Source organism: Lachnotalea glycerini (assembly GCF_003201285.1).
In the GTDB taxonomy this organism is placed as follows: Bacteria; Bacillota; Clostridia; order Lachnospirales; family Lachnospiraceae; genus Lachnotalea; species Lachnotalea glycerini.
In genome coordinates, this window is record NZ_QICS01000001.1 from 757,642 (window position 1) to 782,540 (window position 24,899).

The 24,899-nt window shown below is 34.8% G+C and carries 22 protein-coding genes; 6 read left to right on the forward strand and 16 right to left on the reverse strand.

The genetic code is table 11. The features are described from left to right. Nucleotides 1–21 precede the first annotated feature (21 nt). Both C8E03_RS03120 and C8E03_RS03125 read left to right on the forward strand, forming a co-directional pair. Entirely contained in the window at nt 22–1,545 is a 1,524-nt protein-coding gene (locus C8E03_RS03120; RefSeq protein ID WP_110290265.1) for a putative polysaccharide biosynthesis protein, read from the forward strand. A 108-nt stretch (nt 1,546–1,653) separates the two neighbouring features. Beyond that, nucleotides 1,654–2,685: a 3-deoxy-7-phosphoheptulonate synthase gene (locus C8E03_RS03125; RefSeq protein ID WP_094376818.1), complete on the forward strand. Its 1,032-nt coding sequence runs from the start codon at nt 1,654–1,656 to the stop codon at nt 2,683–2,685. 83 nt (nt 2,686–2,768) lie between these two features. Here the strand turns inward: C8E03_RS03125 and xerD are convergent, their stop codons facing one another. The 7 genes from xerD to recA all read right to left on the reverse strand — a co-directional run bounded on the left by xerD (nt 2,769) and on the right by recA (nt 9,385). Continuing rightward, nucleotides 2,769–3,653 (reverse strand): site-specific tyrosine recombinase XerD, encoded by an 885-nt coding sequence (xerD, locus tag C8E03_RS03130; RefSeq protein ID WP_094376819.1) that lies wholly within the window; start codon nt 3,651–3,653, stop codon nt 2,769–2,771. Between the two features lie 189 nt (nt 3,654–3,842). Beyond that, on the reverse strand, nt 3,843–4,550 hold the full coding sequence (locus C8E03_RS03135) for a stage II sporulation protein M (RefSeq protein WP_110290266.1): 708 nt from the start codon (nt 4,548–4,550) through the stop codon (nt 3,843–3,845). Further along, a complete protein-coding gene (locus tag C8E03_RS03140) occupies nt 4,501–5,037 on the reverse strand; it encodes an NUDIX hydrolase (protein ID WP_094376821.1) in 537 nt (178 codons plus the stop codon). The genes C8E03_RS03135 and C8E03_RS03140 overlap by 50 nt, the downstream gene beginning before the upstream one ends. A gap of 29 nt (nt 5,038–5,066) precedes the next feature. Beyond that, nucleotides 5,067–5,864, reverse strand: a complete 798-nt coding sequence (proC, locus tag C8E03_RS03145; RefSeq protein WP_094376822.1) for a pyrroline-5-carboxylate reductase — start codon at nt 5,862–5,864, stop codon at nt 5,067–5,069. Nucleotides 5,865–6,024: 160 nt separating this feature from the next. After that, complete coding sequence (gene rny, locus C8E03_RS03150) at nt 6,025–7,575, reverse strand: ribonuclease Y (protein WP_094376891.1); 1,551 nt, start codon at nt 7,573–7,575, stop codon at nt 6,025–6,027. A 143-nt stretch (nt 7,576–7,718) separates the two neighbouring features. Further along, nucleotides 7,719–8,342 carry a regulatory protein RecX gene (locus C8E03_RS03155; RefSeq protein ID WP_094376869.1) on the reverse strand — a complete coding sequence of 208 codons (624 nt, stop codon included), beginning with the start codon at nt 8,340–8,342 and terminating at the stop codon, nt 7,719–7,721. A 2-nt stretch (nt 8,343–8,344) separates the two neighbouring features. Then, nucleotides 8,345–9,385 carry a recombinase RecA gene (recA, locus tag C8E03_RS03160; RefSeq protein ID WP_094376870.1) on the reverse strand — a complete coding sequence of 347 codons (1,041 nt, stop codon included), beginning with the start codon at nt 9,383–9,385 and terminating at the stop codon, nt 8,345–8,347. A 1,060-nt stretch (nt 9,386–10,445) separates the two neighbouring features. Here recA and C8E03_RS03165 point away from each other — a divergent pair. Continuing rightward, nucleotides 10,446–10,730, forward strand: coding sequence for a DUF1294 domain-containing protein (locus C8E03_RS03165; protein WP_242993354.1), 285 nt, complete (start codon nt 10,446–10,448; stop codon nt 10,728–10,730). A 281-nt stretch (nt 10,731–11,011) separates the two neighbouring features. On the opposite strand, the gene aspS is transcribed toward C8E03_RS03165, so the two are convergent. The 9 genes from aspS to nifS form a co-directional block, all read right to left on the reverse strand. Continuing rightward, nucleotides 11,012–12,805 carry an aspartate--tRNA ligase gene (gene aspS, locus C8E03_RS03170; protein ID WP_110290267.1) on the reverse strand — a complete coding sequence of 598 codons (1,794 nt, stop codon included), beginning with the start codon at nt 12,803–12,805 and terminating at the stop codon, nt 11,012–11,014. 136 nt (nt 12,806–12,941) lie between these two features. Beyond that, nucleotides 12,942–14,198, reverse strand: a complete 1,257-nt coding sequence (hisS, locus tag C8E03_RS03175) for a histidine--tRNA ligase (RefSeq protein ID WP_110290268.1) — start codon at nt 14,196–14,198, stop codon at nt 12,942–12,944. Between the two features lie 80 nt (nt 14,199–14,278). Further along, the gene (locus tag C8E03_RS03180; protein ID WP_242993355.1) at nt 14,279–14,860 is read right to left on the reverse strand and encodes an HD-GYP domain-containing protein; all 582 of its coding nucleotides are present in this window, start codon (nt 14,858–14,860) and stop codon (nt 14,279–14,281) included. A 13-nt stretch (nt 14,861–14,873) separates the two neighbouring features. Then, on the reverse strand, nt 14,874–16,352 hold the full coding sequence (gene hemZ / locus C8E03_RS03185) for a coproporphyrinogen dehydrogenase HemZ (protein ID WP_330410671.1): 1,479 nt from the start codon (nt 16,350–16,352) through the stop codon (nt 14,874–14,876). A gap of 5 nt (nt 16,353–16,357) precedes the next feature. Then, complete coding sequence (locus C8E03_RS03190; RefSeq protein ID WP_207657777.1) at nt 16,358–16,990, reverse strand: MBL fold metallo-hydrolase; 633 nt, start codon at nt 16,988–16,990, stop codon at nt 16,358–16,360. Between the two features lie 16 nt (nt 16,991–17,006). Then, nucleotides 17,007–19,283, reverse strand: coding sequence for a RelA/SpoT family protein (locus tag C8E03_RS03195; protein ID WP_110290402.1), 2,277 nt, complete (start codon nt 19,281–19,283; stop codon nt 17,007–17,009). Nucleotides 19,284–19,510: 227 nt separating this feature from the next. Next, a complete protein-coding gene (locus C8E03_RS03200) occupies nt 19,511–20,035 on the reverse strand; it encodes an adenine phosphoribosyltransferase (protein WP_110290269.1) in 525 nt (174 codons plus the stop codon). 136 nt (nt 20,036–20,171) lie between these two features. After that, a complete protein-coding gene (gene nifU, locus C8E03_RS03205; RefSeq protein WP_094376874.1) occupies nt 20,172–20,606 on the reverse strand; it encodes a Fe-S cluster assembly scaffold protein NifU in 435 nt (144 codons plus the stop codon). A gap of 18 nt (nt 20,607–20,624) precedes the next feature. Then, on the reverse strand, nt 20,625–21,806 hold the full coding sequence (gene nifS, locus C8E03_RS03210) for a cysteine desulfurase NifS (protein ID WP_110290270.1): 1,182 nt from the start codon (nt 21,804–21,806) through the stop codon (nt 20,625–20,627). A 361-nt stretch (nt 21,807–22,167) separates the two neighbouring features. Between nifS and C8E03_RS03215 the strand changes: the two genes are divergently transcribed. The 3 genes from C8E03_RS03215 (at nt 22,168) to C8E03_RS03225 (ending at nt 24,889) form a co-directional block, all read left to right on the forward strand. Further along, nucleotides 22,168–23,457: an O-acetylhomoserine aminocarboxypropyltransferase/cysteine synthase family protein gene (locus C8E03_RS03215; protein WP_110290271.1), complete on the forward strand. Its 1,290-nt coding sequence runs from the start codon at nt 22,168–22,170 to the stop codon at nt 23,455–23,457. Between the two features lie 216 nt (nt 23,458–23,673). Further along, complete coding sequence (locus C8E03_RS03220) at nt 23,674–24,111, forward strand: RrF2 family transcriptional regulator (RefSeq protein ID WP_094376877.1); 438 nt, start codon at nt 23,674–23,676, stop codon at nt 24,109–24,111. 178 nt (nt 24,112–24,289) lie between these two features. Continuing rightward, the gene (locus tag C8E03_RS03225) at nt 24,290–24,889 is read left to right on the forward strand and encodes a vitamin B12 dependent-methionine synthase activation domain-containing protein (protein ID WP_242993356.1); all 600 of its coding nucleotides are present in this window, start codon (nt 24,290–24,292) and stop codon (nt 24,887–24,889) included. The last annotated feature ends 10 nt before the right edge of the window (nt 24,890–24,899 follow it).

Consider the following 24,899-nt stretch of genomic DNA (forward strand, 5'->3'; position numbering starts at 1 on the left):
ATTATTGATTAAGGTTCATTAATGAAAAAACAACATACTATAATAAAAGGAACTTTATATTTAACAATAGCCGGATTTATCAGCCGGATTATTGGCTTTTTTTATAGAATATTCCTATCTCATACAATAGGTGCAGAAGGTATGGGAATTTATCAACTTATTTTTCCCATCTACATACTTTGCTTCTCTTTGACCGTATCTGGAATACATACCGGAATATCTCGGTTTACATCTGCTCAAATGGCATCTAATAACAAGAACGGAGCATTGAAGGTTCTCTTGGCCGGATTGATTTTAGCTGTCCTGCCCTCTATCTTTGTTAGTTATCTGATTTACTCGAATGCTTCTTACATTGCCTATCATTTTTTAAATGAAGTCAGATGTATTGATCTGCTTAAAATAATTTCACTATCCGTTCCATTTGGTGCAATACATACCTGTATCAATGGATATTATTATGGTATTAAAAAAGCTGAGATCCCTGCAATTTCTCAACTCATTGAACAAATTGTCCGCGTCTTAAGTGTATATGTTATTTATCTTGTTTTAATGGAAAAGGGTCTTCCAATCACTCCTGCTATTGCAGCCATTGGCATTGTTATTGGGGAAATTGCTTCTGTATTGTTTACTACTACGTTTATTTTAATGCAAACCAACCTACCTCTAACATTTAAAATAGTAAACCGTATTCCTCTAACTTATTTTAAAAATATTTTTACTCTTTCTCTTCCACTTACAGCAAATCGAGTTGTAATTACTTTACTGCAAAGCATTGAAGCGGTACTCATACCGATTCAACTCAGAAAATATGGATTGTCCTCTAGTAATTCTCTTAGCATATATGGGATCTTAACCGGAATGTCACTACCGCTGATCCTTTTCCCTTCTACATTTACAAACTCGCTTTCTGTCATGCTATTGCCTGATGTGGCGGAGGCACAAGCTTCTTCAAATATGAACCGAATACGTCATACCTCAAAAGTAACTATACAATACTGTCTGATTCTTGGAATTCTTTGCACCGGAATTTTTTTAAGCTTTGGTTATGATATTGGAAACATTATTTTTAACAATAATTTATCTGGAGAATTTATCATTACTCTGGCTTGGATATGTCCTTTCCTATATTTATCGACCACGCTTAATAGTATTTTACACGGTCTTGGCAAAACAACAACCACTTTTATCCATAGCTTACTATCAATCTTAATTCGTATTCTTTTTATTGTTTTATGTGTTCCACGTTTTGGTATACAAGGGTATCTATGGGGATTATTAATCGGACAATTAGTGATGACTCTTTTAAATTATATTGTACTTAATAAATATATTCCTATAACCATATCCTTATATACATGGATAGTAAAACCTGTTGAGATTTTATGCATAGCCATCTGCTTTGGAGTATATACCAATATTCTTTTAAATAAGTTACCATTTTCTTTTGATTTGTTAAATGTGACTATATCCTGTGCTTGTACCACGGTCATATATTTAGTGATGCTTAATTGGATAAAATTATTTCCTGTACGCAATACTCAATAAAGATAAAATTATTTTCATCCAATACGAGGTACACAGTCGACAATCATCTTAAAATATATTATAATAGAAAAAGTTTACAAATAAGATGCAATCATGAGGAGAAAAGCAATGAGTTTCAAATTTATTAAGCAATTACCTATTCCTGAGAAAATTAGAGAACAATATCCTCTTCCAGAAGCTTTAGCAAAATTGAAAGAAAAACGTGATGCTGAAATCAGTGATATCATAGCTGGAAAATCCAATAAATTTTTAGTTATCATAGGTCCTTGCTCGGCTGATAATGAAGATGCAGTTTGTGATTATGTGAGCAGGCTTTCTAAGGTTTCGGAAAAAGTAAAGGATAAGCTGATTTTAATTCCGAGAATTTATACAAATAAACCAAGGACAACAGGTGAAGGTTATAAAGGAATGGTACATCAACCAGACCCTGAAAAAGAACCTGATCTATTTGCAGGCGTTATTGCAATGCGAAAAATGCATATACGTGCAATTGAGGAAAGTGGGCTGACTGCCGCTGATGAAATGCTTTATCCAGATAATTGGAGATATTTATCTGACATCTTGTCTTATGTTGCAATTGGTGCACGTTCAGTTGAAAACCAGCAACATCGATTAACGGTAAGCGGATTAGAGGTTCCTGCCGGTATGAAAAATCCTACCAGTGGTGATTTCTCAGTTATGTTAAATTCAGTTGTAGCTGCTCAGCAAGGTCACACCTTTATTTACCGGGGCTGGGAAGTAAAAACAAATGGAAACAGCCTAACACACTGCATCCTAAGAGGTTCTGTTAACAAGCACGGACAATCTCTTCCTAATTATCATTATGAGGATTTAAACCTTCTACTGAATCTTTACAACGAACGTGATTTACAAAATCCTGCTGTTATCGTAGACGCAAACCATGCGAATTCGAATAAACAATATGCTGAGCAGATTCGAATTGTGAAAGAAGTAATGCATAGCAGAATTCTTTCTCCTGATATCAATCGCTTTGTGAAAGGTGTTATGATTGAAAGCTATATTGAACCAGGCAGCCAAAAAATAAGTGATCATATTTATGGTAAATCCATTACTGATCCTTGTCTTGGGTGGGAATCTACAGAACGCCTTATTTATGAATTAGCGGAACTTAACCGCTAACATTTCATATTGATTAGTGAACTATAGCTAAGTGTTTGTCTTTGTATATTACAAACTAGCCCATATTTTGGGCATCCTTATGCCTATCCTCTCGGATGGGCTTTTTTATATACTTCTCTAATTCGGTTATGACTCATGTTTGCATAAATTTGAGTAGTCGATATATCAGAATGGCCAAGCATCTCCTGAACGGATTTTAAATCAGCTCCATTTTCTACTAAATGAGCAGCAAAGGAATGTCGCAAAGTATGTGGAGTAATCTCTGATTTAATACCTGCTTTTTTAGCATAATGCTTTATTAATTTCCAAAATCCCTGTCTGCTCATAGATTTCCCAGAGCAATTGGCAAATAAAATCTGATTTTCTTCCTCATCAATCATAATACTTCTTGAATTATTCATATATTGTTCTAATGCATCCTTTGCTTTATCTCCAAATGGTATAACTCTTTCTTTATTTTTATCATGGCATACAATATATCCAACATCTATATTTACATCTGAACATTTAAGAGAAATTAATTCTGTAACTCGAATACCCGTAGCATAAAGTAATTCAAGCATTGCCTTATCACGCATTTCTTTTGGACTAGAGCTTTTCACCTGATTCAGAAGCTGCTCTACCTCTCCCACAGTTAAAACATCAGGTATCTTTTTCTCTAGCTTAGGAGATTTTAACAGTTCAGCAATATCACTGCTTATCTTTTTTTCTTTAAACAGGTAATTAAAGAAAGCTTTTATTGAAGCAATATTTCTTGAAATCGTTGATGTCGCAAATCCCTTACGCTCTAAATATAAAATATAAGAATTTAGATTGGTAAAAGTAATTTTGCTAACATCATAAATATTTAGTTGCATAAAATAAGCCTCCATTTTTCTTAAATCTCTCTGATACGAAAGCTCAGTATTACCTGTTGTTTTTTTTACATTATGTAAATACTCGATAAATGCCACTATATTCTGTTCCATTTTATTCCCTCACAATTTTTACCAAAATGTTACAAATGTGTTATATAATTAGTATTATAATAAGAAAATGGCGTAAAATCAAACAATATTTTACGCCATAATTTGGGAATTCTATAAAAGCACAACATATCCTTACATAATAAGAATAAACTACTACATCTTGTAATATTATTTTTAATTTTAATTGCCTTATCCATTTAAATCAATTAAGTTTATCAAACTTTTTAAGATAAACGGATTAATATAACTTTCTAATATAACACCAATTGAAATAATGATAATTCCAATCACTAAAAACAAAATATACTCAATGATATTTTGCTTTCGTAATGTTTTCTTATCAAGAAACCTTTTGTCTATAATTTTATCAGAGTAAAATAAAATAACTGGTATATAAATTAAAAATTGAGGAAATATTCCTCCCATACAAACCAAGATTCCCTTTAATCCAAATTTTAATATTGCCACAGATAGCAGCACACCGCTTGAGAAGCCTAGCCACATAAATAACAGACTAATAACAGGTATCCCTATATTAGTTATACCTAGAATTCCTATGAGCAAGAATAGCTTAATACGCTCCTTAAAGACATATATAAACAATCTGCTGAAATTAATCTGAGTATGTTGAAAGTTTAATAAAAAATATTCACCCATTAAACCTACTCCCAGAATATATGCTCTTCCAAAAACATTTGTAAAAACAATACCACTGAGAAAGCTCACCATAAATAATATTAAAAAAAGTTTTTTATGGACTATCTTTGTTTTTAAAATAATATTCACCTTAACTGAAACATGCTGTTTATTCATTATATGCAATTCATATAATTTGAATGACTTAAAATTAGCAGTATTTCGCTTTATAAGCAAACAAAGCTGAAACCGTTTTGGCATCCTGAATCTTACCTTCAAAAATCATATCATATAGCTCTTCCAGCTCAAATGCTTCAACATCTACAAATTCATCTTCATCCAGGTTCTGACAGGTTTTAATCAAGTCTCTGGCAACAAAAACATCAATTCTTTCATTGCAAAATGCAACTGTCGTTCTTAGTGATATTAAGAATTCAAGATTGCTTGATTTAAAGCCTGTTTCTTCTTCCAATTCTCGTGAAGCACAATCATACATAGCCTCTTCTATTGAGTTTAAGCCACCTGCTGGTATCTCTATGGTAAACCTGTCTATTGCATTTCTATATTGTTTCACCATTAAAATCTTACCTTCTTTTGTAATTGGGATCACGGCTGCTGCCCCCTTATGTCCAATGAAATCCCATTGTGCAACTGTGCCATTAGGTATTTCTACATAGTCCTTGTATATTTCTATAATTTGTCCTTTATGTACAAGCTCACGCTTTATTCTATTATATTTTTCAGCCATTTTATTCTCCGTTCTTTCATTAAAATAAGCTATTTTATTTTCTCTGCACGTGCATAGCACTCATCCGTTGCTTTCATAATTGCATTTCTAAATCCATATTCTTCTAAAGCAGCAACTCCTGCTATCGTAGTTCCTCCCGGGGAGCATACTTGATCCTTTAATCTACCCGGATGTTCTTTTGTTACAAGAACCATTTCAGCCGCCCCTTTCACAGTTTGTGCAACAAATTCATACGCCTGATCTCTTGGCAGTCCATATTTAACTACACTATCTGCTAAAGCCTCTATAAACATATAAACATAAGCTGGTGAACTTCCACTTGCACATGTCACTGCGCTCATTAAGCGTTCTTCCACATATTCAGCTTTACTAAAGGAAGTTAATAATTTATTAACGGTATCCGTTTCCACATCACTAAAAATTTCTTTATTATAGGATATACCTGTCATTCCCGCCCCCAACAAGGCTGGTGTATTAGGCATTAATCTCATTATCCTTTTATCTGCCCCAAGCTTTGTATTAAGCTCTTCAATTGTAATTCCGGGCGCAATGGATATGATAACCTGTTCCTGTGTAATAACATATTTTATGTTTTTTATAACTTGATCATAATATTGAGGCTTGACTGCTAAAATTATATACTTATTGTTATTTGTACATTCCGCATTACTACTATAATAGTTTACACCTGTTTCTTTTAAAACATTTTTACATCTTTCTTCATTTACATCTGTAAACGATAGTTCATCTGGTGAAAATACATTCAACGCTCCTTTCAGCATTGCGTATCCCATGTTTCCCATTCCAACAAATCCAATTTTCGACATAAAAGTCATCTCCTTTTATTATTTAATCCTTTTTTCTTGCGTCCACACATTGTTTTATATTTCATAGAAATCAAAACTTTTACACGTTACCACAACAGGTCTTTTATATGATATAAAAAAAGTCTTATAAACAACTACGTTTATAAGACTTTCCAACAAACTATTTTGCGTAATCAATTACTCGTGATTCACGAATTACATTGACTTTTATCTGACCAGGATACTCTAACTCAGCCTCAACCTGTTTAGAAATATCTCTTGCCATAAGTACCATATCAGCATCTGTCACCTGCTCCGGAACTACCATGATACGAATCTCTCTTCCCGCTTGAATTGCAAAAGATTTGTCAACGCCCTTATATACATTAGCGATATCTTCAAGTTGTTTCAATCTGTTTGTGTACGTTTCTAATGTTTCTCTTCTTGCACCAGGTCTTGCAGCAGAAATTGTATCTGCAGCCTGTACCAAACATGCAATTAGTGTCTCAGGTTCAACGTCACCATGATGTGATTCTACTGCATTAATAACGATTGGTGATTCTTTGTATTTTCTACACAAGTCAACACCCAATTGAATATGTGAGCCTTCCATTTCATGATCTACAGCTTTACCAATATCATGTAGTAAACCTGCTCTCTTCGCCATTCTTATATCAACACCAATTTCTGATGCTAATAGACCTGACAAATGTGCTACTTCGATAGAATGTTTTAAAGCATTCTGACCATAGCTTGTTCTAAATCTCATCTTACCAAGTAATCTGATAAGCTCAGGATGTATTCCATGAACTCCAACTTCTAGCGTTGCCGCTTCTCCCTCTTCACGCATCATCACTTCAACTTCTTTTTGAGCTTTCTCTACCATTTCCTCAATTCTGGCCGGATGAATACGTCCGTCAACAATAAGTTTTTCAAGTGCGATTCTCGCAACTTCTCTCCTAATAGGATCAAATCCAGATAAAATAACCGCTTCAGGAGTATCATCAATAATCAAATCCACTCCAGTCATAGTTTCCAAAGTACGGATATTTCTACCTTCTCTACCTATAATTCTACCTTTCATTTCATCATTAGGAAGTTGAACTACAGATATTGTAGTTTCAGCTACATGATCGGCAGCACATTTCTGTATTGCCGTTACTACATATTCTTTTGCTTTTTTGTTTGCTTCTTCTTTCGCTCTGCTTTCTAATTCTTTAATTAGCTTAGCAGTATCATGTTTCACTTCATCTTCAACAGTTTTCAAAAGATATTCTTTTGCTTGTTCGGAGGTAAGTCCAGAGATTCTTTCTAGTTCCTGTACCCTTTTTTCATGCAATTCTGTAACTTCTAGCTTTTGCTTACTTAATTCTTCTTCTTTGGCTGCAAATCCAGCTTCTCTTTTCTCGATGGCTTCAGCTTTTTTATCCAAAGCTTCTTCTTTAGATAGAACACGTCTCTCATAACGCTGTATTTCTGCTCTTCTTTCTTTTGATTCTCTTTCGAGCTCATTTTTTGTCTTGAGTGACTCTTCCTTTGCCTCAAGTAAAGCTTCACGTTTTTTTGTTTCCGCAGTCTTAATTGCTTCATCTATTATTTCTCTTGATTTTTCTTCTGCATCTCCCAATTTCTTTTCAACAATCTTTTTTCTATAGGAAATTGCAGCAATACAAGTAATAGGAACAGCTACAATCAGCGTGATAATTACAGCAACTATTATAATAGCAGCTATTGACACAGGAGCACCTCCTTATTTAGTTTTCATTGTACAAAATACAATACTTAAATTTTATACTGTTTTAAACATTATGTCAAGTAGACATAACTTTTTTTTATGTCTGTCATAGGCAATATTGTTTTTATATTTATACGCTTTTATGCATAATATTCATTTGAAATATTATAAATGCTTAAAATTGCTTTGTTAATATCTTCCATTCTAAAACCTTTTCTGCTAAAATATGTCATCAATTTTCTTACTTGATTCTTATCTGGCGTATTATTATCACCTAATTTTTTCTTAATAAGACTTACTAATACTTCCTTTTCATTTATATTTGCTTCTTCATAAATAGAATTAACAATGTCCTTATTGATTCCCTTTTGTTTAAGCTCTGACAGTATTTCCAATTTGCTCTTTACACTTCCTTTGCAGTCTATGTATCTTGTCGCATAATTGAAATCATTGATGTAATGATAGTTCTTTGCATATTCAACTGCCTTATCAATGATATCTTCTGGATAGAAGCCCTCTCGTAATTTTTTTCTTATTTGTTGTTCTGTTCTGTCCATTTTTTCAAGAAGATGTAAGGTTCTTCTTTTTGAACGTTTTAATATAATCTCATTTATTATCTCTTCATATTCAGATTCAGATAATTCTTGACCCAATTTAATCATAAAACGGCGCAGTTCGCCTTTGTATAATACAAACGCGAACTGCTCATCTAAATATATTTTATATTTGCCCTTAATATATTCTTCCATTGCCGTAACTATCATATCTATTCCTCATCTGCCTTGTCTGTCAGCTGTTTTTCACTATTTTCGCCTAAAAGACCATAATATTCTCTTACTTTAATTTCCACCGCATCCATAATCTCATTATGCTCTTTCAAAAAAATCTTTGCATTTTCACGGCCTTGACCAATCTTATCTCCTTCATAGGCATACCAAGCACCACTTTTGTTAATTGCACCAACATTAACGGCCAAATCAAGAACATCACCCTCTCTTGATATCCCCTTTCCAAACATAATATCAAATTCAGCCTCTTTGAATGGAGGAGCAATCTTGTTTTTGACTACCTTTACTCTGGTTCTGTTACCAATTACATCTCCACCTTGCTTTAAAGTCTCTATTCTTCTTACATCCAGTCTAATAGAAGAATAAAATTTCAAAGCTCTTCCTCCAGTTGTTGTTTCTGGACTCCCAAACATAACTCCGACTTTCTCTCTAAGCTGATTGATAAAAATTACAATACAATTTGATTTACTGATTACTGCAGTCAGCTTTCTAAGCGCCTGTGACATTAGTCGCGCCTGTAAGCCAACATGTGAATCACCCATATCTCCATCAATTTCAGCTTTGGGAACCAGTGCTGCAACAGAGTCTACAATTACAATGTCAATTGCTCCTGACCGTACCATTGTTTCAGTTATTTCTAAAGCCTGCTCACCATTATCAGGCTGTGATATATATAAATTGTCAATATCGACACCAATATTCTTTGCGTATGCTGGATCCAAAGCATGCTCCGCATCAATAAATCCGGCAATGCCTCCTCTTTTTTGCATCTCGGCAACCATATGTAAAGCAACTGTAGTCTTACCACTTGATTCAGGTCCATATACTTCAATAACTCTTCCCTTTGGTATTCCACCCATCCCCAATGCAATATCCAAACTCAGGGAGCCTGTTGGAACAGTCTCCACATTCATATTGGCACCTGCATCTCCAAGCTTCATTACTGAACCTTTACCAAACTGCTTTTCAATATTAGCCAATGCCGCATCCAATGCTTTCAATTTATCTTCTTTAACCATAACAATCTCCTTTTATGCGAACCTATGTTCGTTTTATAAGTACAATATTAGTACACTAACAGTAACTTGTCAATATCTTTCTGGCATTTAATTTATTATACTCTAAAAAATCTAAATAATTTATAATTTATATTAAACTATATAAACCTATAAGTTGTGAATTATGTATCAGACTCAAAACAGATAGCAGCGGTTACGTTCGGATATACGGTCCGAACCGTTAACCGCCTCATTCAGAAATATCAGATGAAGGAATATTTTTTACCTTCTGTTTGCTTTCTGAGATACAGAAAGCGAAGAATATTACTCAAAAAATCATCACATTGAAATTAAGAAATTCACACTTCTTATAAAATTCTTTTTCAGCGCTCTCCCCTTGCTACATGAATAAGATATTTCAAATGGATTTTTAGCACCAAGCATTTAGTGATTTTATAACACAGCTTCACAGGCCTTCAATAACTGTACTGGTAAGATTGTTGCTGGTGCATTCTTGACAAGTATTAATCTTTCATTCTGCTTATACTTGACTAGATTATTATAACTACTAGAACTGCAAAATCTTCTACTGATAATCGCTATATAACTGTCTTAACACAGTAAGTGACATGAATCAATATATAACACTTATACTATCGATGTAAAATGTTGGGGATTAATTAAAGATTACCATATGCACAGCCGAAAGGCAGTGTGGAACGAATGTTCCAGACATTTCACTCATACTTCTCAATCAAGTTAGACTGAAAAGTTAAAAGGATACTTAGTAAAGCCAACGTACCTTACTTATACTTAGTAAGAATACGAGGTTAAATCCTCACTTCTTATATAACATACCATATTATTACATTTTTTTCAACCTAATTTTTCATTTTTTTACTTATATTTTTATAAATGCAATTGTTATGATTCAATATATAACTTACAATTTTATTCTCATTGTGTATGACATAATATTTTTAATATGTTATAATTTTCGATGTAAATGTTATATTCTATAAAGCGGTTAGCTTAAAACTAATTAACAACATTATTCTACGTTATGAAAGGTGAATACATTATGGCAACTATTACATACATTATGATAGCATATTTTAGTCTAATCAATATTGCTGGATTTATCTCTATGGGAATGGATAAGTATAAAGCAAGACACCATCTCTATCGAATTCCAGAAGAGAACTTATTTTTTATTGCTATTTTGGGCGGAAGTATTGGTTCTTACATGGGAATGCATTTATTCCGCCACAAAACAAAACATAAAAGCTTTGTCCTTGGTATCCCTTTGATATTCGTGTTAGAAGCAAGCCTTAGCATTTCTACTTTTATCAATTTATGTAAATAACTTAGCAAAATATCATATGTAAAATTCAGCTCATTCATGCATACTACTTTGTAATTCTCGTCTCAAACGCCTGAGTATGATGGTTGAACGAGGTTTTCGTAATTATGAAGATAAAAATTAATATCTATGGGTGATTGGCGAATTTACTGATGAAATAAGCAACTTTAGATTACTGATAGAAAGAAAAGTATAATCCATTTCCTTTGTAATAAAGTAAGTATTTATTAAATTCATAAGACAGAACCCAGCTATATAAGTTCTGTCTTATACTTTATAATTCTTTATTCTTTTGTCTTGGATACTAATGCAATATCAAGCTCCTCTAGCTGCTTCTTATCCACCACATCTGGAGCATTTGACATTAGGCAGGATGCATCCTTAACCTTAGGAAATGCAATAACATCTCTAATGCTGTCCTCTTTCGCCATAAGCATAATCAAGCGATCTAATCCATAAGCAAGACCTGCGTGTGGCGGTACCCCGTATTTGAAAGCATTTAACAAAAATCCAAAACGCTCATAAGACTCTTCTTTGGTAAAGCCCAAAAGCTCAAACATCTTTTCCTGTACATCATCCTGATAGATTCGAATACTTCCGCCACCGATTTCCGTTCCGTTAAGCACGATGTCATAAGCTTTTGCACGAGCAGCGGCCGGATTGGTATCTAATAATTCCAAATCCTCCTCCATTGGCATTGTAAATGGATGATGCATGGCTACCAATCTATTTTGCTCTTGAGACCACTCAAATAGAGGAAATTCAGTTACCCACAAGAAATTATACTTGGTTTTATCGATTAATTCTAAGCTTCTTGCAATTTCAAGTCTTAAATTACCTAATACATCGTAAACTACTTTATTAACGTCCGCAGCAAATAATAATAAATCTCCCTTTTCACCATCCATTGCGGTTACTAAAGCTTCTAATTCCTCTTCAGTCATAAACTTTGAAAAGGAAGACTTATAACTTCCATCCTCTCCGATTGAAAGATATGCAAGCCCTTTAGCTCCAAAGTCCTTTGCAAACGCTACCAGTGCATCAATCTTCTTACGAGGCATTGCTCCCTGACCCTTTGCATTAATTCCTCTTACCGAGCCTCCATTTTCCAAAGCTCCTGTAAATACTCCAAAGCCACAGTCTTTCACAGTCTCTGATACATCCTTTAATTCCATACCAAAACGAGTATCCGGCTTATCCGAACCATATCGGTTCATTGCTTCTTGCCATGTCATTCTCTGAATCGGAAGTGACACATCAATTCCAATGGTTTCATCAAACAGCTTCTTTAGCAATCTTTCATTGACATCAAGAACATCATCTACGTCAACAAAAGATAATTCCATATCTATCTGTGTAAATTCAGGCTGTCTGTCTGCTCTTAAATCCTCATCACGAAAACATTTTGCAATTTGAAAATACCGATCAAAACCCGAGCACATCAAAAGCTGTTTGAACAACTGTGGAGACTGCGGCAAAGCATAAAAACTACCTGGATGCACACGGCTTGGAACCAGATAATCTCTTGCCCCTTCTGGTGTACTCTTTTGTAAAATTGGAGTTTCAATCTCTAGAAATCCTTCTTCTGCAAGGAATGTGCGAGTAATATTTACTGCCTTACTTCTTAATATAATATTTTCTTGCAAATCCGGTCTTCTCAAATCTAAATATCTATATTTTAACCGAAGTTCTTCTTTCGTTTTGGAATTTTCTTCAATAGGAAACGGAGGAGTCTGTGCCTCTGAAAGGATTCTAATTTCCTTTGCCCGTATTTCAATATCTCCGGTTAAAAGATTTTCATTTACTGCGCCAGAACGTGCTTCCACTTTTCCTACTACTGCTATTACAAATTCACTTCTTAACTTTTCTGCCTTTGCAAAACCTTCTGCCTTAACATCTGCCGCTTCAAATATAATTTGTATCATTCCGGAACGGTCACGTAAATCTACAAAGATAATTCCGCCTTTATTTCTGCTTTTTTGTACCCAGCCCATTACGATAACTTCTTCTCCAATATTGGAACTTGTAACCTGTGTACATCTGTGGGTTCTATGCAACCCTTTCATTGATTCTGCCATAATTTCCTCCATTCATGCGACTTTACAAGCTCTTTATATGAGCAGGAAGTTTATTTTCTGCCTCTCTTTGTGTGCCGCTCTTAAAACGATACAGATAAACACATAAGTGTCTATCTGCCATTTTGGTAAACTTTTTTTAATTATTTTGCTTAATAATATACTCTGCTATCTCATCAAGAGCAAGCTCTATCTGTTCGCCGGTATCCATTTCCTTTATTTTCGCCCGATTGTCATCAAGCTCTTGCGTACCTATAATAACCGTATATTTTGCTCCAAGCTTATTGGCATACTTCATTTGTGCTTTCACACTTCGATCCATATAATCAGTTTCAACTATAATCTGATTGCTTCTTACTTCATTCACAAGCTTATATGCTTTTGCCTTTGCTTCTTTTCCAAGTATTCCAACATATAACTGGATTGGCTTCTTCGGTTCTAATTCTACACCTTCCTTTTCCAGAAAATAAAGAATTCTCTCAATACCCATGCCGAATCCTACAGATGGAATATCTTGTTTTTCATCAATCTCATGAATTAAACCATCATATCTTCCTCCACCGCAAAGTGTGAAGCCTTCTGAATTTACAAACTCAAATACTGTTTTTGTATAATAATCCAGTCCACGCACAATTCCTGTATCAATTTCATAAGGAATATTTAATTCATCTAATAAGAGCTTGAGCTCTTCCCAATGCTCCTTACATTCCGTATCCAGATATTCTATTGTTCTTGGTGCATCCTTTACAATTTCCTTACATGCGTCTACCTTACAATCTATAACACGAAGAGGATTCTTTTGCATTCTCTCTTTGCAGGTAGGACATAATTTATACTCATGTTGCTTTAAATAGTGACAAAGCGCTTCATTATACGTTTTCCGGCAATTAGCACATCCTATACTATTTATGTGAAGCTTAGCATCCTTTAAGCCCAATTTACCTATCAGCGTTGTGATTAAGGTAATCAGCTCCACTTCGGCAAGTGGTGATTTAGAGCCTACAAATTCCACTCCAAACTGGTGATGCTGTCTTAGTCTTCCACTTTGGGGTTTCTCATAGCGAAAAGCCGGTGTTACATAATATAACTTTGTCGGAGCCGGTTCTGCATACATATTATGCTCTAAATATGCTCTCATTACAGGTGACGTACCCTCCGGTTTGAGCGTTATACTTCTATTGCCTTTATCAGTAAACGTATACATTTCCTTTTGAACCACATCGGTCGTTTCTCCAACGCCACGCTGAAATAATACGGTATGCTCAAATATCGGTGTTATAATTTCACTCATATTATAAGTGTCAGCTAATTCTCTTGCTAATTTTTCAATAACACTTCTTTTGTGCATACTGTCACCATACCAGTCCTCTACTCCTCTTGGTGCTTGTGTAATCATAATAATCTCCTCCAATATATATCTTAAAACGGCAAAGAACCGCTCTTAAATCAGATAATCAATATTTTTAACATTTATCCTTAAATATCATAAAAGCTTATACTATTCTCGCTGTTTATTACTCGTAAAAATGCCAAAAAGACCTGCATATCAAAATTTTTAACCTCTTCTATCATAAGTTCTACCGCTGTATTAACATCAAATGCGCTTCTATATGGTCTATCCGAAATCAACGCCGCAAACACATCGCACACTCTTAGAATTCTTGCTCCAAAAGGTATCTCTGTCCCTTTCAAATTGTCAGGATAACCGCTTCCATCAAAATTTTCATGATGATACAAGATCGCTTCCAATATAAAATCAGAATAATCCTTGTTTTTTAGTATATCATAACTAAATTTTGAATGCATCCTGATATATTTCATCTCTTCTACTGCCAATGTATTTTCATCTCGTCCGTATAAATAGCTTGACAATTTCAATTTCCCGATATCATGTACTATACCAGCCTCCGCGAGTTCATAACATTTACTCTCATCAAAATCAAGCTCTTTCGCAATTTGATATGCCAGATTACTGACACACATGCCGTGCACAAGATTATAGTACATGTCACTATTTATTACCTCATCCTTTTGGGGCGATATGTTCAAGGCATCCATACTCATCGTCTCCTCATAATAAATTTGACTCTATAAAACTGCTCTTTCGTTGTATCATTTCATCAATGCGTTCTATATAATTATCAACATCTTTTACATTCTCAATTCGCTCGATTCGAAATCCATCTGGAAAAACGATCTTTGTGGAAGCACCTGCCCCCATTGCTACAATCGTTTGTTTTTCCTCCATAATCAAGATATTATAAATCCCTTCCTTGCCTTCCTTTGCATATCCAACATTTTCTAAGTTTCCAGCCATATTTTGCTGTCTGTATAAATAGTAAGGTGTTGCATCTATCTTTTTCGCATATTCCTTTGTCATTTCAATAATTTCGTTATTATTTATTATTGCATATTCGTTATAAAGCTCCTTAAACATATTTAGTCTGGCTGCTCTTTTAATTGCCAAAGAATGAACCGTTACACTGTCAGGATTAAGCTTTACAATTTCTTCCATCGTATATTTGACCGCCTGCATGTCTTCGTCCGGAAGCCCTACAATCAAATCCATATTTATATTATCAAACCCCGCTTCTCTTGCCATATGAAACGCAGTATGAATTTGTTCTACCGTATGCCGTCTCCCAATGATATCTAACGTCTTTTGGTTCATTGTCTGAGGATTAATTGAAATTCTGGTAACACGATGTGCCTTTAACACCTGAAATTTATCCTGTGAAACACTATCCGGACGTCCGGCCTCAACGGTTAATTCACATAGTCCCAAATAATCAAATGACGTTTCAAGCTTTGTCAATAAACGATCCAGTTGCTTTGCCGACAGGGTGGTTGGTGTTCCTCCACCAATATAAATTGTATTCAGCGTTCTGTTTTTAAACGCAGAGGCAGCATAATCAATTTCCTTACAAAGCGCATCTAAATATTCGTCTACGCGCTTTTCCCACTTTGCAATCGGATAAGAAGTAAAGGAACAATATAAGCATGTCGTTGGACAAAAAGGTATTCCAATATAAATACTATAGCCATTTTTATAGTCAATATCTTTTAATATTTTAAGCTCTCGTTTCGCAATATCAATGCTTAAATCAATCTTTTCCTGCGTAGCTTGATAAGTCTCTTTCATGTATTGTCTGACTTCAACATCGGTCTTTCCTCTTTCAATCAAAGATACCGGGATTTTAGTAGGACGTATCCCTGTTAAGGTACCCCACGCAAGTACCCTGCCTGTAAATAGGCTTAGTATATCATATAATAAATGCTTGATAATATTTTTGGCTTCCACTCTGGAATCCAGATTAATATCAGCACTCTGCATCAAATGCTTCCCATTGCTATCATCTGCTTCTATCCGAACTGAATTATTCTCGTAATTCACCGTTATCACTGCTTCTATTTCATCCGGCGACTTATTATTGTCCTCTTCTACAAATGTAGCAGCCTCTTTATCCGGATAAAATGCTTTTACAAGCGAAAATATATCATATTCAAAATCTCTTCTGTTTTGCTGTATCTTAATCATTGCTATTTTCAATTTGCTTAGCCTATATATGGGTTAAACTTCCTTTCACGTCCAATGCTTGTTTCATCCTCATGTCCCGGATATACTATCACATCGTCTTCTAATACAAATAATTTATCCTTAATGCTTCTTACTAAGGTCGACGTGCTTCCTGTTGGAAAATCACTTCTTCCTACTGAGCCATTAAACAAGGTATCTCCGCTTAATAACAGTTTTTCCTTTTCAAACAAATAGCAGACACCACCAATCGTATGACCCGGAGTATACAAAGTTTTTATTTTTGTTCCTAACAGCTCTAATATCTCACCATCTTTTAGGAACCTGTCTGCTTTCACGATACAAAAGTTTCCGCCCATAGAATCAGATAGATTTTTAGCCGGATCCTCTAATATTTCTTTTTCCTGTTCGTGAGCCATAACTGGAATTTGATAGTTTTCTTTTAAATACGCAACAGCCATAATATGGTCAAAATGCCCATGTGTAAGCAAAATGGCCTGAAGATTAAGATCTTTTTCCTCTATTATACTCTTAATATATGCACCATTATCTGCCGGGTCTACTATAATTGCTTCTTTTGTATCAACATTATATACCAGATAGCAATTCGTTCTTACCATTCCCAATGGGAATTTTTCAACTATGATAGACATTTCTTCCTCCTTTTTGTCAGCCCGTAGTTCTCTCAATATCTAAGACTGATTCAATATGTCTTAGCTTATCAATAATTCGATTTAATTCATCTCTTCCGTGAATTTCAAATGCAATTGATATACTTGCAGTGCCCTGCTTACTAGTTCTGCAATTCATAGACGTTACATCTGTCTTTGTTTCTGTAAATACTTTAGAAATATCAACCAAAATACCTGATCTATTATTTGCAAATATCATTATTTCCGCTGTGTACATTTCATTACCCACCGAATTATCTGACTGCTGCCATTCCGCATCAATAAGTCTGACTCTTTCTGTATCCGTCAAATTTATAATATTAACACAGTCTGTTCTATGGATAGATACACCTCTTCCTCTTGTAATGAACCCAACTATTTCATCTCCAGGAACTGGACTGCAGCATTTTGAAAAGCGAACTGCAACATCATGTATTCCCTTGACTACAATACCGCTCTTGGATTTGACTACACGTATTTTCTCCTTGCTTTCACTTACATTTTCCAATACCTTTTCATCGGACAGTTCTCGCTTATGTGTCTTGTCATATTCCTCAACAAGTTTATTAATGACCTGACCTTCCTTTAACCCACCATGACCGATTGCCGCATTTACTGAATCCCAATCCTTAAAACCATACTTGCGCATAATTACTGTCATATATTCTGGCTTCATCAAATCACTTAAAGTAATACCTTTGGTTTTACAGTATTGAATCAACATTTCCTTGCCTTTAATGATGTTGTCTTCTTTTAATTCATTTTTAAACCATTGGTTTATTTTACTTTTAGCCTGTGTACTTTTAACAACACTTAGCCAATCACGACTTGGTCCTTTGGAATTTTGTGAGGTTACAATTTCTACTCTGTCTCCATTTTGAAGGACATAATCAATAGTCACTAATTTACCGTTAACCCTGGCACCTACCATTTTATTTCCAACTGCACTATGAATGCTGTATGCAAAGTCTATTGGTGTTGAACCGTTTGGTAGATTTTTAACATCACCCGATGGCGTAAAGCAGTAAACATTTTCTGAAAAAATATCAAAATCGCTCTTTAGCAAGCTCATGAATTCTTTATTATCCGACATATCTCTTTGCCATTCCAGAATCTGTCTCAGCCAGCTTAATTTAGCCTCCTCCTGCTCCTCCACATGCTTACCGTCAGAAGCTTCCTTGTATTTCCAGTGCGCAGCAATACCGTATTCTGCTGTTCTGTGCATCTCAAAAGTTCTAATCTGTATCTCAAAAGGATGCCCATTTGGTCCAATCAAGGTAGTATGAAGGGATTGATACATATTAGGCTTTGGCATAGCGATATAATCCTTGAATCGTCCAGGAATTGGTTTGTATAGTTCGTGGATAATACCAAGCGCAGCATAGCAATCCTTAACTGTTTCAACAATAATTCTGACTGCAAACAAATCATATATCTGCTCCAGTGTCTTATCCTGATTCACCATTTTCTTATATATACTGAAAAAATGCTTGATTCTACCGTCAATTTTAGCTTCTATTCCTGCATTCTCAATGTGTGTTCTGACCTCATCTACAATGTCTTGAACTAATTGTTCCCTTTCACTTTTCCTAAGAGTGATTTTTTCTACCAAATCATAATAAACTTCCGGTTCCAGATATTTTAACGACAAATCATCCAATTCGATTTTAATTTTGGAAATACCTAGCCTTTGTGCAATAGGAGCATAAATGTCCATGGTTTCTCTTGCTTTTTCCTTTTGCTTTTCAGGCTTCATGTATTTTAGTGTCCGCATATTGTGAAGGCGGTCTGCAAGCTTAATCAAAATTACCCGGATATCTTTTGCCATTGCCAAAAACATCTTTCTTAAGTTCTCCGCCTGCACCTCAACCTTATCCTTTGAATAGGACAACTGACCTAATTTAGTTACCCCATCCACAAGTAATGCAACTTCTTCGCTAAATTCTGTTGCTATTTCTTCAGTAGTCATTACGGTATCCTCTACCACATCATGAAGCAGTCCGGCAACAATTGTTTCCTTATCAAGTTCAAGCTCTGCCAATATAATTGCAACACAAAGAGGGTGAATAATATAAGGTTCACCTGATTTTCGAACTTGCCCATCATGAGCAGTTTTCGCCACGTTATATGCTTTTTCTATTAAAGAAATATCCGTTGAAGGATGATATTTTCTAACACTTTCGATTAGTTCATTATAAAGAATATCCGGACTTGTAAAATCTGCTGGTGCTTTTACGTTATTATCATCCACTTTCATTTCTTCCATTCTATTCATTATCTGTTTCCCTTGTTTATCCGACATATATTCACCATCTATCTCAGTACATTTGATTCTTATTATAATTTTTTTTGTCTATATGTGCAATAGTAAATTCAAAATTTTTGTCGTACCGTTCATTTTATGCAAAAAAGTGACTATCGATTCTTCAATAATCACTTTCTCTCTGTTCTATTCAAATCTTGTAAAAACGATATACAAGTTCTTTAAAACAGGTATTTAATTTATTTGCCCGAATAATGTATAACAGACTCTACATCATATCCATTTAATTTGTTTCTTCCTTTTAAACCTTCCAGTTCCATAAGAAATACTATTTTAACCACCTTGCCGCCTAATTCCTCAATCAACGAAACAATGGCTTCAATCGTTCCACCTGTAGCCATCAAGTCATCCACAATAATAACCTTCTGACCTGGCTTTATTGAATCTCTATGCATCTCTACAGTAGCTGTACCATATTCAAGTGCATACTCCTTTTCGATTGTTTCACAAGGAAGCTTTCCCTTTTTCCTTACAGGAACAAAGGCTTTTTTTAAATTGTATGCAATAGGAACTCCGAAAATAAATCCTCTGGATTCAGGTCCTACAATAACATCACATGCGGTATCTCCAATTAAATCCTGAATAGAATCAATTGCTAAATGCAGTCCTTCTGCATCTTGTAATACGGAAGTTACATCTCGGAAAATAATACCTTCTTCTGGAAAATCCGGTATATTTCTTACGTATTCTTCTATCTTTTTCATCTGCCTAATCTCCATTCTCTTGCAATGGAATTGTACTTCGCAATTTCCATTGCTGTTAAATCATACTTGCTAAGTATAGCATTTTTGAATAGAGCATGCAAGATTAATATAAATCCTTTTTTATATTACTTTCAATTTATATTTCTTCAAAACTGTCATGTTCGCCAATATCTGCCTTTGGCTCCTTTAAACCATCTATTTCAATATTATGTTTTTGCGCATAATCCCAAAGCGCTGCATGGATTGCTTCTTCTGCCAATAAAGAACAATGTACCTTAACCGGCGGTAGTCCGTCCAAAGCTTCCATTACCGCTTTATTCGTGACAGCCATTGCTTCCTTAACTGTTTTACCTTTAACAAGCTCTGTTGCCATACTGCTTGTTGCAACTGCCGCACCACAACCAAAAGTCTTGAATTTTACATCCTCTATGACATCGCCTTCTATTTTAAGAAATACTCGCATGATATCTCCGCATTTCGCATTACCAACCGTACCAATACCACTAGCATCCTCTATTTCTCCCATATTTCTTGGGTTTTTAAAATGATCCATTACCTTTTCTGTATACATAAAAACCGCTCCTTTCCTTTACTTTTGTGCTTTAACAAAATCTTCATACAATGGTGACATTGCTCTTAATCTGTTTACAATATCCTTTAATTGTTCTACTACAAAATCCAATTCTTCCTTTGTTGTATTATGGCTTAATGTTAATCTCAATGAGCCATGCGCTATCTCATGGGGCAGTCCGATTGCAAGCAGTACATGTGACGGATCAAGAGATCCCGATGTACATGCAGAACCGCTTGAAGCACAGATTCCTTCCATATCCAATGAAATCAATAAGGATTCACCTTCAATAAAACGAAAGCAAAAATTAACATTATTCGGAAGTCTTTTGGTTCTGTGTCCGTTTAACCGGATATAATCCACGTTCTTTTCTATTTGTTCCATTAAATAGTCTCTTTGTTTAATTAAATGCTTTGCTCTTTCTTCCATATTGTCACATGCTATTTTAGCCGCTGCACCAAGACCTACGATACCTGGTACATTTTCAGTTCCGGCTCTTCTTTGTCTTTCCTGTGCACCTCCATGAATGAATGATTTTAACTTAATATTTTTCCTTATATAGAGAAAACCAATTCCCTTTGGTCCATTTACCTTATGTCCACTTGCACTTAATAAATCTATGTTCATTTCATTTACGTGAATCGGTACATGCCCAAATGCTTGTACCGCATCTGTATGAAATATTATGTTATGCTTTTTGGCTATTTCGCCAATTTCTTTAATTGGTTCTATTGTTCCGATTTCATTATTTGCAAACATAATACTAATTAAAATCGTATCCGGTCGAATACTCTTTTCTAACTCTTCTATATTAACAAGTCCATCTTCATCCACATTCAGATATGTGATTTCATAGCCTTGCTTTTCAAGATATTCACAGGTATGCAAAACTGCATGATGCTCTATTTTCGTTGTAATAATATGCTTTCCCTTATTTACATAATTTTCTGCAATTCCTTTAATTGCCCAGTTATCACTTTCCGTTCCACCATTTGTAAAATAAATCTCAGAAACTTCTGCTCCGATTGAATTAGCTACTCTTTCCCTTGCTATATCGATTGCTTTTTTACTTTCTGACGCAATGCTATACACACTAGATGGATTTCCATAATGTTCTACAAAATATGGCTTCATTTCCTCAAAAACATTTTCATCGAGCTGCGTCGTTGCTGCGTTATCTAAATATATAATTTTACTCATCTATATGCCTCCTAACCGTCTCATTTCATAGTATTATACTAGGTTTAGTTCTATCAGAATCATACCACTTGATTTCCTACTTGTCAACTAGGAAATGACTTTTTTATATACAAGAATATTCATCGGAATTTCCATGTATACAAGAAGGCAGACAAGTCCGCATGTCTTTCCAATGAAATAAAAAAACATTATATATGTTCTAATATTTTAATAAAACTATTGACACGATAAAGTTCTTCCTGTATATTGTTTTCATACTTATCCTATAGGATTTATTGTATTAACAATCTATATTTCTATGACATTATTTTGGCAATAATTCTCACAAAACATTCATCGAAAAAGAAAAGAGGTAATTCATATGAGTACACGAAATGAAAGAAAATTAAAATTTGAAACCAAGCAATTGCATGTTGGACAAGAAGTTCCAGATCCCACAACAGATGCCAGAGCAGTTCCTATTTATCAGACTTCTTCATATGTATTTCATAATTGTGACCATGCTGCTGCCCGCTTTGGACTTTCTGATGCCGGTAATATTTATGGTAGACTTACGAATCCAACTCAAGATATTTTTGAGCAAAGAATAGCTTCCTTAGAAGGCGGAATTGCTGCTTTGGCAACCGCATCAGGGGCGGCAGCTGTTACCTATGCATTACAAAATCTTGCTCATTCGGGGGATCATATTGTTTCCTCCAAATACATTTATGGAGGCTCCTATAACTTATTAGAGCATACTTTTGCTGATTTTGGCATAACTACCACTTTTGTTGACCCGGATATTGAGGGGAGCTTTGAGGAAGCAATCAAAGATAATACTAAAGCAATTTTTATTGAAAGTATCGGCAACCCAAATGCCAATTTAATTGATATCGAAAAAGTTGCTGCTATTGCTCATAAAAACAGAATCCCTTTGGTAGTAGACAATACCTTTGCTACTCCATATTTGTTAAGACCGATCGAATTTGGAGCAGATATTGTTGTTCACTCAGCTACAAAATACATAGGTGGTCACGGAACAGCAATCGGTGGAGTTATTATAGACAGCGGCAAATTTGATTGGATTGCTTCCGACAAATTCCCTGCACTTGTAGAACCAAATAAAAGCTATCATGGTATCAGCTTTGCAAAAGACGTCGGTGCCGCTGCATACATTACAAGTATTCGAGCATTATTATTAAGAGATACTGGAGCTACCATTGCACCACTTCATTCTTTCTTATTCCTGCAAGGACTTGAAACACTTTCCTTAAGACTTGACAGACATGTAGAAAACGCACTGAAAGTTGTTGATTTTTTAAGTAAGCATCCAAAGGTTGAATCGGTAAACCACCCTTCTATTTCCGAAAACAATTACCACGATTTATATACTAAATATTTTCCGAATGGTGGTATTGCTATTTTTACATTTGATATAAAGGGAAGTGAACAAGGTGCAAAAGATTTTATTGATAAATTACAGATTTTTTCATTACTTGCCAATGTAGCCGATGTTAAATCCTTAGTAATACATCCTTATACAACGACTCATTCACAGATGAATGCAAAGGAGCTTGAAAATGTTAATATTAAACCAACCACCATTCGTCTTTCGATCGGAACAGAGCATATTGATGACTTATTATTTGATCTTGATGAAGCATTAAAATAATATATTTAAATCAGACCATGGGATATGACTGGGATAAGCAAATGTAAAAACTTTGTAATTTAGTCTTAGGTCTGTATCATCAGCAAAAGATAAATTTTTGTTTACTTTTCCTATATGATTAGTATATAATAAGATTTAAGAATAATTTTTACTTTATTAAAAATCCAATTATGATGATACTAATTGTCATACAACAAAAAATGAGTAGGTGATTAAATGAAAATTTCAACCAAGGGCCGTTATGCACTTAGGCTTATGCTTGATTTAGCCTTGTATGAGAGTGAAGGCTATGTCAAAATAAAGGACATTGCAAAACGCCAGGATCTTTCGGACAAATATTTAGAACAAATCATTACCATATTAAGCCGTGCCGGCTATGTTAAGAGTATTCGCGGTGCTTCTGGCGGATATAAGCTTGCAAAGCTTCCAGCGGAATACACAGTAGGGATGATACTACGTTTAACGGAAGGCAGCCTTTCTCCTGTAGCATGTTTGGATGGTGATGTTGCTGACTGTACCCGGTACGATAATTGTGCAACTCTTGAAGTTTGGAAACGGTTAAATGATGCCATTAATACTGTGGTGGATAGTATGACACTAGCAGATCTCATAGATATTCAAACAGAAAAAAATCAGTTAAATTTCGTTATATAATAAACAATAGAATAAAATTTATCAATTTATTATCGTCAGTTGCATATTGCCAACTGACGATAAATTATTTATAATTAGAACAACATGCACAAAACATCCTGTTTAAAATAGAAAGGAACGGTAAATGGAATTAAACAAAAAAGAAACTCTGCGTTATTTAGGCTATAAAGGTCAGCATATGGATTTGGAAATTTCTAATCTAATTGATGAAGCATCAGAAGAATTACTTCACTCCATCCATCCTAAAAGCGTTTATAAGGAGTTTGATTGTATGGTACAAAATGAGACAACGGTACTACTTGAATCTCTTTCTATAAATAGTAGAAATCTTGCTAAAAATCTTAAGGGCTGTGAACGTGCTATTATTTTTGCCGCAACAATTGGAGCCAGCGCTGATATGCTCATCAAACGCTATTCTATTACCAATCTTGCTAAAGCCTCGGTCGTACAAGCTGCGGGCGCCGCTTTAATTGAAACTTATTGTGACACTTTAGAGGAAACGATTCGTAATGAAGCTATTCTAAAAGGTCTCTATCTTCGTCCACGTTTTAGTCCTGGTTATGGTGATTTTTCACTGGAGTATCAAAGGGACTTTTTTACTATACTCGAATGCAGCAAACGAATCGGCATTACTTTAACTGATACTTGTCTTATGATTCCTTCCAAAAGCGTTACTGCTGTCATAGGACTATCCAAATCTAAAAATAACTGTCTGTCAGAAAAATGTACCTCTTGTTCTAATACTGCATGCGAATACAGAGATCATTATTATATTTGATATTAGGAGG